Here is a 14,827-nt window from a genome sequence, read left to right on the forward strand (position 1 = left end):
GACCACGTCCCGCGGCCTGCACGCCCACGTGCTCGACACCCTCGGGCAGCGCATCGTCGGCGGCACGGTGTCGCCCGGCGCCGTGATCCGCCCAGAGGACGTCGCGACCGAGTTCGGCGTCTCCCGCTCCGTCGTCCGCGAGGCGCTCCGCGTCCTGCAGTCCCTGGGCCTGGTCGAGCCGCGGCAGCGTGTCGGCACCCAGGTGCTCCCGCCGACGTCATGGGAGCTCCTCGCGCCCGCCGTCATCCGGTGGCGCGGAGCCTCGAGGGGGTACTTCGTCCAGCAGCGGGAGCTCCTGGAACTGCGACTGGGGATCGAGCCGGTCGCCGCCTCGCTCGCGGCCACCCGCGGTGCCGACGTGACGGACCCGGTCCTGGAGGCCGCGCTCGCGATGGTCGAATCCGCCGCACGCGACGACGGTCAGGCGTACCTCGAGGCCGATGTCCGCTTCCACCGGGCGCTCCTGACCGGGTCGGGCAACACCGTCTTCGCGCACTTCGCCGGCACCGTCGAGGCCCTGCTGCGCACCAGGACGAGCGAGTCCCGCGACACGATCACCCGGTGGACCGGAGCTGCGGCAGAGCGGCACGTCGCCGTCGGTCGGGCGCTGGTCGCGGGTGACCCAGCTGCGGCCTCGGCGGCCTCCGCAGCGATGGTCGGCGTGACGCGGGACGAGTTCGTCGCCGAGGCCGGCACCGCCGGGCGCACCCGGACAGCACCGGAACCACAGCCAGGACCGCGGGGAAAGCCGGACCGGCACGCCTGATCCGGTCAGCCCCGCGGCGCCACCCGGCGCGTCCGCGGCCCACGTAACCGCAGACTCATCGTCACCGTGCCCAGCCACCGGTCGTACTTGTAGCCCACCTTGCCCATCCGGCCGACCTCCTGGAACCCGAGCCGCTGGTGCAACCGGATCGAGGCGTCGGCGGACCGGTCCGCGATCACGGCCACGACCTCCCGGACGCCCGCGGCCCCGCACTCGTCGAGCAGCGCCTCCATGAGCGCCCGCCCGAGCCCCTTGCCACCGGACGCCGGGCCGAGGTAGATCGAGTTCTCCACGACGTGGTTCGACCGGTCACGTGGGTTCCACGGGTCGACCAGCGCGTAGCCGAGGAGCTGCCCGGACGGGTTCACGGCCACCAGGAACGGCAGCCCGCGCCGCCGGATCTGGTCGTAGCGCTGCTTCCACGCCGCGAACGAGAGCACCGCGCCGTCGAAGGTCACCGAGGAGTTCCGCACGTAGTGCGCGTGGACCTCGCGGATGTCCGGCAGGTCCGTCGGCTCCGCGGCCCGGATCGACCACGCGAACGCGGTCTCCGTCGGCGCAGGCGCACGGAGATGCCGCGGCAGCACCCGCCGCTGGCGGTATTCCTCCTCGAGCACGTCCCAGAGCCTACGGGTCACCCCCGGCGGGCGGTCACGGGGACGGCCTGGAGGCTCGTCACGGCTGGGTGGGCAGCGTCCAGTCGACGGGGTCGGCACCCTGGGCGACGAGCAGCTCGTTCACCTGCGAGAAGGGACGGCTGCCGAAGAACCCGCGCGAGGCACTGAGCGGGCTGGGGTGCGCCGACGCGACGATCGGGGTGTCCCCGAGGAAGGGCTTCACGGACCCGGCCTGCGCGCCCCAGAGCACGGCGACCAGGGGTCGGTCACGCTCGACGAGCGCCCGGACGGCCTGCTCGGTGACCCGCTCCCAGCCCTTGCCGCGGTGGCTGCCGGCGTCGCCAGCGGTGACCGTGAGGACGCGGTTGAGCAGCATCACGCCGCGCTCGGACCAGGGGCGCAGGTCGCCGTGCTGCGGGGGCGTCACGCCGAGGTCGTCGTGGAGCTCGCGGTAGATGTTCGCCAGGCTCCTCGGCACCGGACGCACCTCGGGGTCGACGGCGAAGGACAGCCCGATCGGGTGCCCGGGTGTCGGGTAGGGGTCCTGCCCGATGACGAGCACCTTGACGGCGTCGAAGGGGTACTCGAACGCCCGGAGCACCGCGGCGCCCGCTGGCAGGTACGGACGACCGGCGGTGGTCTCCTCACGGAGCCAGTCCCCGAGCCGGTGGACGTCCTCCTCGACGGGAGCGAGCGCCTCGGCCCACCCGGGGTCGACGAGGTCGGCGAGCGGCCGTGGCTGCACGGGGTGCTACGCGCCCATGGTGGCGACGGAGACGGCGTCGTCGCCGCTGACCACACGCCAGACGCTGCCGGAGCCGCGGACCTCGAGGGCACCCTCACCGACGACGAGCACGGTGTCCTCGTCGATGGCGAGCCCCGCGGTGACGAACTCGGCCTCGGCGCTGGCGATGAGCCGGCTGATCGTGCCGGCCTGCACCGCGTGCACGTCGATGGTCAGGTCGACGAGTCCGAGCCCCTCGCGGAGCTCCACCTCGTCGAGCCCCTCGGAGGCGTCCTGTCGGCAGACCTCGACGCCACCGACGCGCCAGCCGCCGACCAGGGCACGGTCGGCCGCGATCATCGCGCCCGCCGAGTAGCCGAGGTAGGGCAGGCCGTCGGAGACGAGCAGGCGGATCTGGTCGACGAGCGGGACCACGGCGTCGAGGTAGTCCGGCGTGCGGCCACCCCCGACGACGAGGGCGTCGATGCCGCTGAGCACCGTGGTGTCGAACGGCTGCCCGGGCTTGACCTCGGTCACCAGGACCTCGGCACCGTCACCGAGGACGGACGCGATGTCGGCGGTCGAGGACGGCGAGGTCCCCGAGGCGTCGGCGACGGAGAGCAGTCCGATGCGCGGTGTGTCCCGACCGACGGCGGCGGAGCGGGCCGTGGCCTCGGCGAGGAAGGGTGCTGCGGCGTCCGATGCGGCGAGGAGCCCGCCACCGACCAGGTGGATGCTCACGACTCGGCCGTCACGGGTGCGAGGGCGCTCCAGGGGAACGTGATCCAGCCGTCGACCCGACGCCACACGTGGTCGGGCTCGAGCACCGTGCCGGGCTTGGAGTAGAGGCAGGCGCTCCGGACGTCGGCGCCGGCCTCGGTGATGATGTCCACGACGAGGGCCAGCGTCCGGCCGGAGTCGGACACGTCGTCGACGACCAGGACGCGCTTGCCGGCCAGGCTCGGGGCGTCGAGCGCGGGTGCCAGCACGACGGGCTCCTCGAGGCGCTGCTCGACGTCGGTGTAGAACTCGACGTTGATCGAGCCGCACTCCTTCGTGCCGAGCGCGTAGGCGACGGCACCGGCGACGATGAGGCCACCGCGGGCGACGGCCACGACGACCTCGGGCTCGAAACCACCGGACAGGACGTCCTTGGCGAGCAGCCGTGCCGCGTCGCCGAACTCGAGCCACCCGAGGACCTCTGGCCCGCTCGTCACGGTCACGACACCCGACGAGGTGGGTTCGGCGGGCTCGCTGCTGATCGGCATCCGACCACGCTACCGGCAGGGACCCCGCCGCCGCGACCCGCAGTCGCAGCCCGGGCGCGTGCTACGCCCTGGGCGACAGCAGCCCGCGCGCCAGCTTGTGCTGCGCCGACTGCGCCACCGGCCGGATCGTCACCAGGTCGAGGTTGACGTGCGCCGGCAGTTCGACCGCGTGCACGATCGCCTCGGCGACGTCGTCCGCCGACAGCGGGTCCTCGACGCCGTCGTAGACCGCCGCGGCCTTCGACGTGTCCCCGCCGAAGCGGACCAGGGCGAACTCGTCGGTCTTCACCATGCCCGGCGCGATCTCGACCACGCGGATCGGTTCGCCGTTGAGCTCGAGGCGGAGCGCACCGAGCAGCGCGTGCTGGCCGGCCTTCGCCGCGTTGTAGCCGCCGCCGTTCTCGTAGGAGACGAACCCGGCCGTGCTGGTCACGGTGACGACGTCCGCGCCACCGGTCGCCGCCGCACGACGACGGAGCGACGGCAGCAGCGCAGCGGTCACGCGCTTCGTGCCGATCACGTTCACCTCGAACATCGCGCGCCAGTCCTCGACGTCCGACGCCTCGACCGTGGCGGACCCGAACGCGCCGCCGGCGTTGTTCACCAGCACGTCGGCCCCGCCGAGCTCCTCGACCCGGGCGGCGAGCGCGGCCACGTCCTCGGCGGAGGTGACGTCGGCCACGACCGTGTCGGCGCCGGTCTCCTCGGCGAGCGCCGCCAGCCGGTCCGCTCGACGGGCGACGGCGACGACGTCCCATCCACGCTGTCGGAACAGCCGGACGGTGGCTGCCCCGATCCCCGAGCTCGCTCCGGTGACGACGACGCGACGTGCCATGTGGGTTCCTCCAGGTGGTGCCGACCGTGCCGGTGGTGGCGCGGTCCAGCGGTCCCGACCACCGTACCGACCCGGCGCGGTCGCGTTCCGGTACCGTGACCACCGATGACCACGGACGCAGCGCCGCCGGCCCCCGAAGCCCCGGCCACCAACCTCGAACCGGGACGCACGCCGCGACGCATCCCGATGTGGGACACCGCGCGGTTCCTCGCCGTCACCCTCGTGGTGATCGGCCACGCGATCCAGCGGCAGACGCCCGCGAGCGAGCACGCCCTGGCGCTCTACACGTTCATCTACGCGTTCCACATGCCGGCGTTCGGCGTGATCAGCGGGTACTTCTCGTCCGCAGACACCCCGACGGGCAAGCGCATGCGTCGGACGATCACCGACATCGTCGTGCCGTACATCATCATGCAGACGATCTGGACCGTCGTGCAGGCGCTGGTGGAGGGCGGCAAGAAGTTCAACCCGACGCAGCCGACCTGGACGCTGTGGTTCCTGCTGGCGCTCGGGATCTTCCGGCTGATCCTGCCGTACCTCGCGCAGCTGCGGTGGCCGCTGTTCTGGGCCGTGGTGTTCAGCATCGGTGTCGGGTACTTCGACAACGTCGACTCGACGCTCTCGCTGTCGCGGGCGATCAGCCTGCTGCCGTTCTTCCTGCTCGGCTGGCAGGTGAAGCAGTGGGGCGTGTTCGACCGCTGGTACGAGGCCTCGAGGCGCACCGTCGTCCGGGTCCGCGTCGCCGCCGGCGTCGTGTTCCTGGCGTGGGCGGTGTCCTGTGCGCTGTGGATCCCCCAGTTCAAGGAGTTCGACCTGCACCACTGGTTCTTCTACGACGACTCGTACTCGGGCCTCGGCGAGGACGCGTGGTGGGCCGGCGGCGTGCGGTTCGGGCTGATGCTCCTCGCGACGCTGCTGACCGCGTCGTTCCTGGTGCTCGTCCCGCGGCGGACCGTCTGGCTGACGCAGTTCGGCGCCGCGACGATGTACGTGTACCTGCTGCACACGTTCCTGCTCTACCCCATCCGCGAGTCCGGCATCCTCGCTGGGGAGCACTCGGCCTGGCCCTACGTGCTCCTCATGGTCGGCATCGCCTGCGTCGTGAGCCTGTTCCTGGCGCAGCCCTTCGTCCGCCGCGGCATGCGGTGGCTGCTGGAACCGAACGTCGGCTGGCTCTTCCGCAAGGACCCCCAGTGACATCCCCGCGCAGGCGGTCGTCTTCGCTGCGCTCAGTCGGCAGCGCGCGACGTCGCGGCAGGCCGCGACCGATCCCCCGTGGTCACCGCCGGCAGACGGGCGCGCAGAACCGCCCAAGCGTTACGTCACGAGACGGGTGCGCTGGTGCGGGCGCGGCCACGTCCGTACCGTGACCAGCGTCGCGACGGCGCACCGAGCCTCCCGACCGCACCGCCGACCCGACGACCAGCTGCACGGACAGGAGCACGAGATGACCGAGAACGACGCCGCGCAGTGGCGGTTCGAGACCACGCAGATCCACGCGGGCGCACAGCCGGACCCGACCACGGGTGCCCGCGCGACGCCGATCTACAAGACGACCTCGTACGTCTTCGCGAACTCGGACGAGGCGCGTGACCTGTTCGCGCTGGCCAAGCCGGGCAACATCTACTCGCGGATCATGAACCCGACGAACGACGTCCTCGAACAGCGCATCGCCGCGCTCGAGGGCGGGACCGGCGCGCTCCTGGTCGCCAGCGGCCAGGCGGCGGAGACGTACGCGGTGCTGAACATCGCGCAGGCCGGGGACCACATCGTTTCCTCGTCGTCGATCTACGGCGGCACGTACAACCTGTTCAAGTACACGCTCGCGCGGCTCGGCATCGAGACCACGTTCGTCGAGGACCAGGACGACCCCGAGGAGTGGCGCCGCGCGGTCCGCCCGAACACGAAGCTGTTCTTCGCGGAGACCATCGGCAACCCGCGCATCAACGTCCTCGACATCCGGACCGTGGCCGACGTCGCGCACGGCGCCGGCGTGCCGCTCATCGTCGACAACACGATCGCGACGCCGTACCTCATCCGTCCGCTCGAGCACGGGGCGGACATCGTCGTGCACTCGGCGACGAAGTTCCTCGGCGGCCACGGCACCGTCATCGGCGGGCTGCTCGTCGACGGCGGCACGTTCCCGTGGTCCGAGCACCCGGAGAAGTTCCCGGAGTTCAACGCCCCCGACCCCTCGTACAACGGTGTCGTGTTCGCGCAGGCCGTCGGCAACGAACTCGCCTACATCGTCAAGGCCCGGGTGCAGCTGCTCCGCGACCTCGGTGCGTCGAACTCCCCCGACACCGCCTTCGCGCTGCTGCAGGGCATCGAGACGCTCTCCCTCCGGATGGAGCGGCACGTGTCGAACGCGCAGGAGATCGCGGAGTTCCTGGACGCGCACCCCGACGTCGCCACCGTCGCCTACGCCGGGCTGCCGACCTCGCCCTGGTACGGCGCGGCCAACCGGTACGCGCCGAAGGGCGTCGGCGCGGTGCTGTCGTTCGAGCTCAAGGGCGGCGTGGACGCGGGCCGGGCGCTCGTGGACACCCTGCAGCTGTTCTCGCACCTGGCGAACATCGGTGACGTCCGCTCGCTCGTGATCCACCCGGCGTCGACCACGCACTCGCAGCTCACGCCCGAGCAGCAGCTGACCACCGGGGTCACGCCGGGGCTCGTGCGGCTGTCGGTCGGGATCGAGAACGTCGAGGACCTGAAGGCCGACCTCGAGGCCGGGCTCGCCGCGGCCCGCGCCGTGGCGCAGGCGGGGCTGCGGGTGTAGCTCGGGGCGCGCGCGCTCCCTCCTCCCCCTCCCGACTCGGAGCGACAACGTCGCTGTCGTACGACCTCGACGTTGTCGCTCGGGACGGCGGCGCCGGGCCGGAGGCGCCACCGAGCCGCGCGGCGGACGACCCGCGCCCGCCTCGCGGACCCGGGCCGAGCCTCCCGGCCGGGTGGAGGCGACCGCCCACCCACGTAACACGGCGACGGCGTGCACCGGGGGCCACGAGAATGGACGGACCATGGACTGGCAGACGACGCCCGAGGACTCCGTGCCGTCCACCCTGGTGCCCGGCACCGCTCTCGGCACCCTCGGCAAGCCGCCCGTGACCGGTGCCTGGCGCCCGGGCGACCCGGTCGGGGCGCGGCACTTCGTGTCGCTCGGCGAGCAGTGGGTGCGCGGCGGCCGGCTGCCGAGCGTGCGCATCGCCTACGAGACCTGGGGCACCCTCAACGCCGCGCGGGACAACGCGGTCCTGGTGTTCCACGCCCTCACCGGGGACTCGCACGTCACCGGCGACGCCGGGCCCGGGCACCGGACGGCCGGCTGGTGGGGCGACGTCGTCGGGCCGGGCCGGGCGATCGACACGGACCGCTGGTTCGTCGTCGCGCCGAACATGCTCGGCGGCTGCCAGGGCTCGACGGGGCCGTCCTCGGTCTCGCCGGACGGGGTGGAGTGGGGCTCTCGGTTCCCGTTCGTGACCGTCCGCGACCAGGTCGCGGCGCAGGTGCGGCTCGCCGACACGCTCGGTGTCGAGCGCTTCGCTGCCGTCGTCGGCGGGTCGATGGGCGGGATGCACGCGCTCGAGTTCGCGGCCTCGCACCCGTCGCGCGTAGAGCGGCTCGCCGTCCTCAGCACCACCGCGCAGACGACCGCCGACCAGATCGCCGCGAACTCGCTGCAGCGCGCCGCGATCCAGATGGACCCGGGCTTCGCGGGCGGCGACTACCACGACGCCGAACCCGGCGAGGGGCCGTCGCGGGGGCTGTCGCTCGCGCGGCGGATGGCGATGATGACCTACCGGGCGTCCGACGAGCTGAACGGGCGGTTCGACCGGTCGTGGCAGTCCGACGTGTCACCGCTCGGCGAGGACGGCCGCTTCTCGGTGGAGAGCTACCTCGACTTCCACGGCAACAAGTTCACGCGGCGGTTCGACGCCTCCACCTACGTGACGCTGACCCACGCGATGGACTCCCACGACCTCGGTACCGGGCGGGGCGGGGTGGCCGCGGCGCTCGGGCGGATCACGGCGCGCACCCTCGTCGTCGGGATCTCCAGCGACCGGCTGTTCCCGGTCGAGGACCAGCACCGCATCGCAGCTGGGGTGCCCGACACCCTCGACGGGGACCGGGCCGCGGTGATCGCGAGCGAGTTCGGGCACGACGGGTTCCTCATCGAGCACGAGGCGGTCGGGGCGCACCTGGCGCGGCTGCTCGGCTGAGGCGGGCGGGGCGCGGCGGGCGGCGGGCGGTGACGCGCGGCGGCCCACAGATGCGCGTGCTGCGCGGCCCCGCCCGCCGCGGTGACACGTCCGCGTTGTCCGCTCACCGCGTTCCCGCCACGCCGCGCCCGACGGTCCGCCCCGCGGCCCGACTGTCCGCGATCCGCCCACGACACCCGTTGCGCACGGTCTGTCCACGCGAGTCGTGACGACATCGTTGCCAAACCGAACAACCGGGTGTGCCGAACACCCCCCAACGAGTGCCGCTCGTGGAATGATGACTGAGCGTCCACTTCGGATGCCTTCCCGTACGACCCTCGCTCCACCGACGAGGACAGACGCTTCAGGACCCCGATGGAACCCTTGGCTCAGGAACGCGACCGGTTGCTCCGGTCGACGACCCGTGTCGTCGGCATCGTGTGCACCCTCGTCAGCCTGGTCGGGGTGCTCTGCGCCTTCGCCGTTCCGGCCGGTCCGCTCGCCATCGGCGTCGCGTGCATCGTCGTGATGCTCGGCGCACTCGTCGCCTTCGGCTGGAACGGTGCCGTGTGGTGGACCGCGCTGACGCAGGTCTCCGGCCTCACCGCGCTCGTCGTCCTGCTCGCGAACGCTCAGCCGGACCTGCGCCAGGTCGTCGCCAGCGCGCTGGTCCCGCTCGCGGCCGGCGGGCTGTCCTCGATGCTGATGGCCCAGCGCGGGCACCTGGTCGGCCTCGCGCTGACGGTGCTCGGCGGCGGAGCGTCGCTCGTGATCATGACCACCGCGACCGGCTCGGTGCTGTCCTCCCCCGTCGGCGGCACCGCCCTCGGGTGGGTCCTCACCGCGGTCGTCGCCTACTGGATCTCGCGCAGCATCCCCCGCGTCGCCCGCCGCATCTACAGCATCGGCACCGCGCACCGCGCCGAACGGCAGGCCAGCGAGACCGAGGCCCAGCGCCGCCAGGGCGCCCGGCTGCTCCACGACACCGTCCTCGCCACCCTGACGCTCCTGGCCCACTCCGGCGTCGGCGTGTCCGAGCAGGCCATGCGTGAGCAGGCCGCCGAGGACGCTCGACTGCTCCGTCACCTGCGCCTCGGTGCCACCCCGCAGCCGCAGCAGTCCGGCGACTACTCGCTCACCCGCGCCGAGGAGTCCCCGCTCGGGCAGACCCTCGAGTCGGTCAAGCAGCGCTTCGGCCGCATGGGCCTCGAGGTCAGTTGGCACGGCACCGGCCAGGTCCTCCTGCCGACGCAGGTGCTCGACGCCTTCCTGCTCGCCCTCGCCGAGTGCCTGGAGAACGTCCGCCGCCACGCGGGCGTCGCCGAGGCCCACGTCACGATCGTCCACGACAACGACATGGTCCGCGCGATGGTCACCGACTCCGGGGTCGGCTTCGAGATCGGCCTCATCGACGAGGAACGCCTCGGCTTCAAGGAGAGCGTCGTGAACCGCCTCCGCGAGGTCGGCGGCGACGCCCGCCTGTTCTCCGCGCCGGGCTCCGGCACCACCGTCGTCCTGGAGGCGCCCAGATGACCCGCACCCCCGAGGACACCATCGGCCGCAGTCTGCCCGGCGAGACCAGACAGCCCGCTCCGCGGACCCGCCGGGAGGCTCGTGAGCGGTACCGGGGCACGGAACGTCGGCAGGCGCGCGGCCTGCCCTCCACCTCCACGGGTGCACGGTCTCTGCGGCAGGCCGCCAAGCCGGGTGCGTCCCTCGGTGCAGGGCACCTCGGCCTCGGCGCGGCGGTGCTGACGGCGCTCGAAGCGGTCTCCGGCATCGTGTTCTTCCTGTCCGGCTGGTCCGGGTACCAGGACCCGTGGCTCCCCGCCGCCGCGTGGATGCTGTTCATCGTCGCCGCCGTCGGTGTCGGGCTCAGCGTCATGACCTACGGCGAACGGCTCACCGGCGTGGCCTTCGGGCTCATCTGCGTCGTGCTCAGCTGCGTCGTCACGCTCGACTTCATCGGCATCTGGCCCGAGCACGACCTCGCCCACACGGCCAGCGCCTCGGTCGCCGCCGGGTTCGCGCTGCTGCCGGTCGCCACGTTACGGCCGGCGCGGGAGGTCGCCGCCGCGATCGCCGTCCTCGGGCTGGCCTTCATCGGGATGTCGCTCGCCTCGACCCCGATCACGACCGACACGATCCCCGGGCTGTTCTCCCTGCTGGCGCTCGTCATCGTCCCGCCGTCGGTCGCCATCTTCGTCACGCACCGGTTCCGGCAGCTCGTGCAGCGCGAACTCGACCGGGTCCTCGTGCAGTCGAACGTCGGCGCCCCGCAGTTCGCCGTCGGGATGCTGGCCTCGGACGAACTCGCCCGCCTCGACCTCGCCGCCGAGAAACTCCTCGACGCCGTGGCGAACGGCACCGACCCGCTGCCGTTGTCCGACGCCTCCTCCTCGGTCGCGGCCTCACTCGCCACCGAACTCCGCCTGCACCTCATCGAGGGCCGCCGCGAGACCTGGCTCTACCACGCCATCACCGAGTCCGACCACCTCGGCCGCGCCGTCAGCGTCGCCGACCCGAGCTCCCTCGCCGGACACCTCACACCCGCGCAGCGCGACGGACTCCTCCAGGCGCTGTGGCAGATGGTCGGTGACGGCCGCGGTCACCAGCCGGGCGTCCCGGTGGTCTCGGTCACGCTCGGGCCCGTCGGCACGGCGGGACACCCGGTCTCCGACGAGACCATGGACGTCCCGATCGTCATCGAGTCCCGCGGGGTGCCGCGTCGACGCCTCGGACCGCCCGCCTGGAGCGGTCTGCAGCGGATCGGCCCGTACACGGAGAACGTCCGCGAGGGCGTCCTGCACATCGTCGCCCACTGCGTCGTGAGTCGGCACCCGAACATGTGACCTGCCGGACACCCTGACCACCTGCGCCTCCAGCGTGCAGCCGACCTCTAGGCTCGGCCACGCAGACCACGAGAAAGGACGCCGACATGGCGACTCCAGAGGAACCGATCCGACTCGCACTCGTCGACGACCACAGGATGCTCCTCGGCGCGCTGACCGAGTGGATCCGGGGCGCCGCCGACGACATCACGCTCGTCGCAGCCGTGACGACCTGGCCGGAGCTCCTCACGAGCCCGGCGTTCCCGGTGGACGTGGTGCTCCTCGACCTCGACCTCAAGGACTCGATCCCGGTCTCGCTGAAGATCTCGACGCTGAAGACCGCCGGCGTGAAGACCGTCGTGATGAGCACGTACTCCGAGCCGAACGTCGTGCGCGAGGCCCTCGGGTCCGGCGCCCTCGGCTACCTCGTGAAGAGCGAGGACGCCGACATGATCGTCGAGGCCATCCGCTCCGCCCAGCGCGGCGAGCAGTACGTGTCCGCGGAGCTCGACCTCGCGATCAACTCCGGCGACGTCGGCGGCGTGCCGAAGCTCAGCGCCCAGGAGCGTCGCGTCATGGCGCTCTACGGCGGTGGCGAGCCCGTCAAGAGCGTGGCGTACCAGCTCGGCATCTCCGAGGAGACCGCCAAGAGCTACCTCAAGCGCATCCGCGAGAAGTACCGCGTGGCCGGCTTCGACGTGGGCACGAAGGTGGCGCTCCGGAAGCGGGCGATCACCGACGGCATCATCGTCCAGGACGGCAGCCCCCACGGCCTGTAGCCCGCCCCGCTGAGATCGCACTCCGTGTCGCCTCGACCCCGGTCGACCCGACACGAAGTGCGACTTCACCGCCCGGAACGTCCCGGACCACCACCACGCCGAGCGGTCACGACACCCCGCTCACGTCCGCCGAGCGGCCACGAGTCGTCGCCCGCCGGCCCCGCCAACGACGAGCGCCGACCACCCGACGGCACACCGACGGGGTGTCGCGACCACTCGGCACCCGCCCGGATCCCACCGAAATCGCAGTTCGTCTCGCCTCAGCTCGCGCCGACCCGACACGAAGTGCGACTTCACCGCCAGGAGAAGCGCACCACCACCACGCCGAGCGGTCACGACACCCCGCTCGCGTCCGCCGAGCGGCCACGAGTCGTCGCCCGCCGGCCCCGACAACGACGAGTACCCACCACCCGACGACACACCAACGGGGTGTCGCGACCACTCGACGCCCGCCCGGTCCCGCTGAGATCGCACTTCGTGTCACCTCAGCCCGCGCCGACCCGACACGAAGTGCGGCTTCACCGCCCGGGGACGACGAGGGCCCGGGTCAGCCGACCGGGACCGGGGCCTCGATCGGGCCCGTCGAGGTGTGCTCGGCGGCGGACGCTGCCGCGCGGCGGTTCGTCCGACGCTCGACTCCGTAGCTGATCGCCGTCATGCCGACACCGAGCAGCGCGAGCCCGATGCCGAGCCACCCCGGCGCGAGGAACCCGAAGCCGGCTGCGATGACCGCGCCGCCCAGGGCCGCACCGAGCGAGTTGCCGATGTTGAACGCGGAGTGGTTGAGCGCCGCCGCGATGGTCCTGGCGTCTCCGGCCATGTCCATCAGGCGGGACTGCACCGCCGGCGGGATCGCGGACGAGGTCGCACCGAGCAGGAACGCCCCCACGAAGACGCCGACGGTCCACTGCGCGGTGAGCACCATGAAGAGCAGCGAGGCGATGAGCGCGAACATCCCGATGTAGATCGTGCGCTTGACACTGTGGTCCGCCAGGTGCCCGCCGAGCACACCACCGACGACCATGCCGAGTCCGACGACCACGAGCACCAGCGGCACGGCGGCCTCTGGCAGCCCGGTGACGTTCGTGACGAGCGGCGAGATGTACGAGTAGACGGCGAAGAACCCGCCGAAGCCGACGGCTCCGAGCCCCATCACGAGCCAGACCTGCGGCACGCGGAAGGCACTGAGCTCCCGACGGATCGACGCGGACTCGTCCCGAGCCGACCGCGGGACGAACGCGGACACGGCGAGGAACGTCGCGGCGAACAGGACGGCGACGACGCCGTAGGCCACGCGCCACCCGGACGTCTGTCCGATCCAGGTGATCGCGGGCACCCCGACGACGTTCGCGACGGACAGACCGAGCAACACCATCGCGATGCCCTTGCCGCGCTTGCCCGGACCCATGATGTCGCCGGCGACGATCGAGGCGATGCCGAAGTACGCACCGTGCGGGAGCCCGGCGACGAAGCGTGCGACCAGGACGAGTCCGAACGAGGGCAGCACCGCGCTGGCCACGGTCGCGACCACGAACCCGACGAGCAGCACCATGAGCAGGCCCTTGCGGGGGAACCGGGCACTCATCGCGGCGATGGTCGGAGCGCCGACGACGACGCCGAGCGCGTAGGCGCTGACGAGCCACCCGGCGTGCGCGATGCCGGCATCCGGGTCGGCCGAGTACTGGGTCGGCAGGAGTGCGGCCGCGATGTTCGGCAGCAGGCCCATCGCGACGAACTCGGTCGACCCGATGGCGAACCCGCCGAGGGCGAGGGCGGTGATCGCGAGCGCGCGTCGCGCCGGCGTGAGCTGGGACATGGTGCCTGGTCTTCGAACGAGGTGCGGGCGGGACCGGCCACGGACCTGTCGGTCGAGCAGCTGGCAGAGCGGCGTCGACGGGGCCGTCCGAGGCCCGGCGTCCGGACCGCATCGTCACGACCGGCGTCTGGGCCGGCCCGTTCGGCGGTGAACGGAAGCGACCGAGTCAGCTGAGCGACCCGGTCGGTTCAGTGTAGACCGCTCCAAAGCGCCGCCGAAAGCCCTCGACCGAATCGATTCGAGCCCGTCGACGCCCCACGTCGACCAACTCCGAAGGGAGTCAGGCTGCGCGACGCTCCGCGGGCTGCTGCACAGCGGGACGACGCGACGCATCGGACCGGTGGTCGTCGCGGTGGATCCACCCGACGCCGCACTCCGTGCAGGACGCCCAGGCGTTGCCGGAACCGGACTCGTCCGAGTCGATGACGACCGTTCGCAGGTCACAGTCGGGGCACCAGCCGTCGTGCATCATCACGGTCTCCTCGGGGTCCGGGACGGGACACCCGCTGTGTCCGTCTGTACTCATGACACACCCGACCACCGACATCAGCGGGACCCGGGCGGCGTGTCGTGGAGCGGTCAGGAACCGCCGTCGAGCGCCGTCTCCAGGCGTGCGACCTTGCCCTCGAGCTCGCCCGTGTACCCGGGTCGGATGTCGGCCTTGAGCACGAGCGACACCCGGGTGCCGAACGCCCCGACGGCCTCGGTCGCGGCCTTCACGACGGCCATGACCTCGTCCCACTCCCCCTCGACCTCGGTGAACATCGAGGACGTGTGGTTGGGCAGGCCGGACTCGCGGACGACCCGCACGGCCGCCGCGACGGCGTCGTGCACGGACCCGTCCGGCTGCTCGGAGGGACCACCGGACGGGGCGACGGAGAACGCGACGATCATGCGTCCATCCTGCCCCGCGACGCGGGGTCCGGACCAGACCCGGGAAGGTGATCCGAGCCTCCCGGCCGCCCGACCGGACCCGACCCGCGCGACCCACC

The 14,827-nt window shown here is 72.3% G+C and carries 15 protein-coding genes; 7 read left to right on the forward strand and 8 right to left on the reverse strand.

Annotated features, from left to right (window positions below; genetic code table 11):
• On the forward strand, nt 1-766 hold a 766-nt coding region (locus tag BIU98_RS02645), incomplete at its 5' end, for a FadR/GntR family transcriptional regulator (protein ID WP_083392907.1).
• A gap of 5 nt (nt 767-771) precedes the next feature.
• Here the strand turns inward: BIU98_RS02645 and BIU98_RS02650 are convergent.
• The 5 genes from BIU98_RS02650 to BIU98_RS02670 form a co-directional block, all read right to left on the reverse strand.
• Nucleotides 772-1,383 carry a GNAT family N-acetyltransferase gene (locus BIU98_RS02650; protein WP_071271062.1) on the reverse strand — a complete coding sequence of 204 codons (612 nt, stop codon included), beginning with the start codon at nt 1,381-1,383 and terminating at the stop codon, nt 772-774.
• 58 nt (nt 1,384-1,441) lie between these two features.
• Nucleotides 1,442-2,128, reverse strand: a complete 687-nt coding sequence (locus BIU98_RS02655; RefSeq protein ID WP_071271065.1) for a uracil-DNA glycosylase — start codon at nt 2,126-2,128, stop codon at nt 1,442-1,444.
• Between the two features lie 6 nt (nt 2,129-2,134).
• On the reverse strand, nt 2,135-2,848 hold the full coding sequence (locus tag BIU98_RS02660) for a Type 1 glutamine amidotransferase-like domain-containing protein (RefSeq protein ID WP_071271068.1): 714 nt from the start codon (nt 2,846-2,848) through the stop codon (nt 2,135-2,137).
• A complete protein-coding gene (locus tag BIU98_RS02665; protein WP_228508107.1) occupies nt 2,845-3,375 on the reverse strand; it encodes a phosphoribosyltransferase in 531 nt (176 codons plus the stop codon). Before BIU98_RS02665 ends, BIU98_RS02660 begins: the two co-directional genes overlap by 4 nt.
• A gap of 61 nt (nt 3,376-3,436) precedes the next feature.
• On the reverse strand, nt 3,437-4,210 hold the full coding sequence (locus BIU98_RS02670) for an SDR family oxidoreductase (protein WP_071271071.1): 774 nt from the start codon (nt 4,208-4,210) through the stop codon (nt 3,437-3,439).
• Nucleotides 4,211-4,315: 105 nt separating this feature from the next.
• On the opposite strand from BIU98_RS02670, the gene BIU98_RS02675 reads away from it, so the two are divergent.
• The 6 genes from BIU98_RS02675 (at nt 4,316) to BIU98_RS02700 (ending at nt 12,019) form a co-directional block, all read left to right on the forward strand.
• The gene (locus BIU98_RS02675; protein ID WP_071271074.1) at nt 4,316-5,407 is read left to right on the forward strand and encodes an acyltransferase family protein; all 1,092 of its coding nucleotides are present in this window, start codon (nt 4,316-4,318) and stop codon (nt 5,405-5,407) included.
• 250 nt (nt 5,408-5,657) lie between these two features.
• Nucleotides 5,658-6,989: a bifunctional o-acetylhomoserine/o-acetylserine sulfhydrylase gene (locus BIU98_RS02680; RefSeq protein ID WP_071271270.1), complete on the forward strand. Its 1,332-nt coding sequence runs from the start codon at nt 5,658-5,660 to the stop codon at nt 6,987-6,989.
• 241 nt (nt 6,990-7,230) lie between these two features.
• On the forward strand, nt 7,231-8,430 hold the full coding sequence (locus tag BIU98_RS02685) for a homoserine O-acetyltransferase (RefSeq protein ID WP_071271077.1): 1,200 nt from the start codon (nt 7,231-7,233) through the stop codon (nt 8,428-8,430).
• A 354-nt stretch (nt 8,431-8,784) separates the two neighbouring features.
• Entirely contained in the window at nt 8,785-9,942 is a 1,158-nt protein-coding gene (locus BIU98_RS02690; protein WP_071271080.1) for a sensor histidine kinase, read from the forward strand.
• Nucleotides 9,939-11,261: a hypothetical protein gene (locus BIU98_RS02695; protein WP_083392909.1), complete on the forward strand. Its 1,323-nt coding sequence runs from the start codon at nt 9,939-9,941 to the stop codon at nt 11,259-11,261. Before BIU98_RS02690 ends, BIU98_RS02695 begins: the two co-directional genes overlap by 4 nt.
• Nucleotides 11,262-11,347: 86 nt before the next feature.
• Nucleotides 11,348-12,019: a response regulator transcription factor gene (locus tag BIU98_RS02700; RefSeq protein WP_071271083.1), complete on the forward strand. Its 672-nt coding sequence runs from the start codon at nt 11,348-11,350 to the stop codon at nt 12,017-12,019.
• Nucleotides 12,020-12,566: 547 nt separating this feature from the next.
• Here the strand turns inward: BIU98_RS02700 and BIU98_RS02705 are convergent.
• The 3 genes from BIU98_RS02705 to BIU98_RS02715 form a co-directional block, all read right to left on the reverse strand.
• Nucleotides 12,567-13,835: an MFS transporter gene (locus BIU98_RS02705; protein ID WP_071271086.1), complete on the reverse strand. Its 1,269-nt coding sequence runs from the start codon at nt 13,833-13,835 to the stop codon at nt 12,567-12,569.
• 280 nt (nt 13,836-14,115) lie between these two features.
• Nucleotides 14,116-14,361, reverse strand: a complete 246-nt coding sequence (locus tag BIU98_RS02710) for a hypothetical protein (RefSeq protein ID WP_139200533.1) — start codon at nt 14,359-14,361, stop codon at nt 14,116-14,118.
• A 53-nt stretch (nt 14,362-14,414) separates the two neighbouring features.
• The gene (locus tag BIU98_RS02715; protein WP_071271092.1) at nt 14,415-14,729 is read right to left on the reverse strand and encodes a thiamine-binding protein; all 315 of its coding nucleotides are present in this window, start codon (nt 14,727-14,729) and stop codon (nt 14,415-14,417) included.
• Nucleotides 14,730-14,827 lie beyond the last annotated feature (98 nt).

The sequence above is a fragment of the Curtobacterium sp. MMLR14_010 genome, from assembly GCF_001865015.1.
Lineage (GTDB): Bacteria > Actinomycetota > Actinomycetes > Actinomycetales > Microbacteriaceae > Curtobacterium.

Bases quoted from the DNA above. Each gene is read 5' to 3' on its own strand.
- BIU98_RS02700 (WP_071271083.1), top strand. From the start codon at position 11,348: ATGGCGACTCCAGAGGAACCGATCCGACTCGCACTCGTCGACGACCAC.
- BIU98_RS02685 (WP_071271077.1), top strand. From the start codon at position 7,231: ATGGACTGGCAGACGACGCCCGAGGACTCCGTGCCGTCCACCCTGGTG.
- BIU98_RS02680 (WP_071271270.1), top strand. From the start codon at position 5,658: ATGACCGAGAACGACGCCGCGCAGTGGCGGTTCGAGACCACGCAGATC.
- BIU98_RS02715 (WP_071271092.1), bottom strand. From the start codon at position 14,729: ATGATCGTCGCGTTCTCCGTCGCCCCGTCCGGTGGTCCCTCCGAGCAG.
- BIU98_RS02675 (WP_071271074.1), top strand. From the start codon at position 4,316: ATGACCACGGACGCAGCGCCGCCGGCCCCCGAAGCCCCGGCCACCAAC.
- BIU98_RS02695 (WP_083392909.1), top strand. From the start codon at position 9,939: ATGACCCGCACCCCCGAGGACACCATCGGCCGCAGTCTGCCCGGCGAG.
- BIU98_RS02710 (WP_139200533.1), bottom strand. From the start codon at position 14,361: ATGAGTACAGACGGACACAGCGGGTGTCCCGTCCCGGACCCCGAGGAG.
- BIU98_RS02670 (WP_071271071.1), bottom strand. From the start codon at position 4,210: ATGGCACGTCGCGTCGTCGTCACCGGAGCGAGCTCGGGGATCGGGGCA.
- BIU98_RS02690 (WP_071271080.1), top strand. From the start codon at position 8,785: ATGGAACCCTTGGCTCAGGAACGCGACCGGTTGCTCCGGTCGACGACC.
- BIU98_RS02665 (WP_228508107.1), bottom strand. From the start codon at position 3,375: ATGCCGATCAGCAGCGAGCCCGCCGAACCCACCTCGTCGGGTGTCGTG.
- BIU98_RS02705 (WP_071271086.1), bottom strand. From the start codon at position 13,835: ATGTCCCAGCTCACGCCGGCGCGACGCGCGCTCGCGATCACCGCCCTC.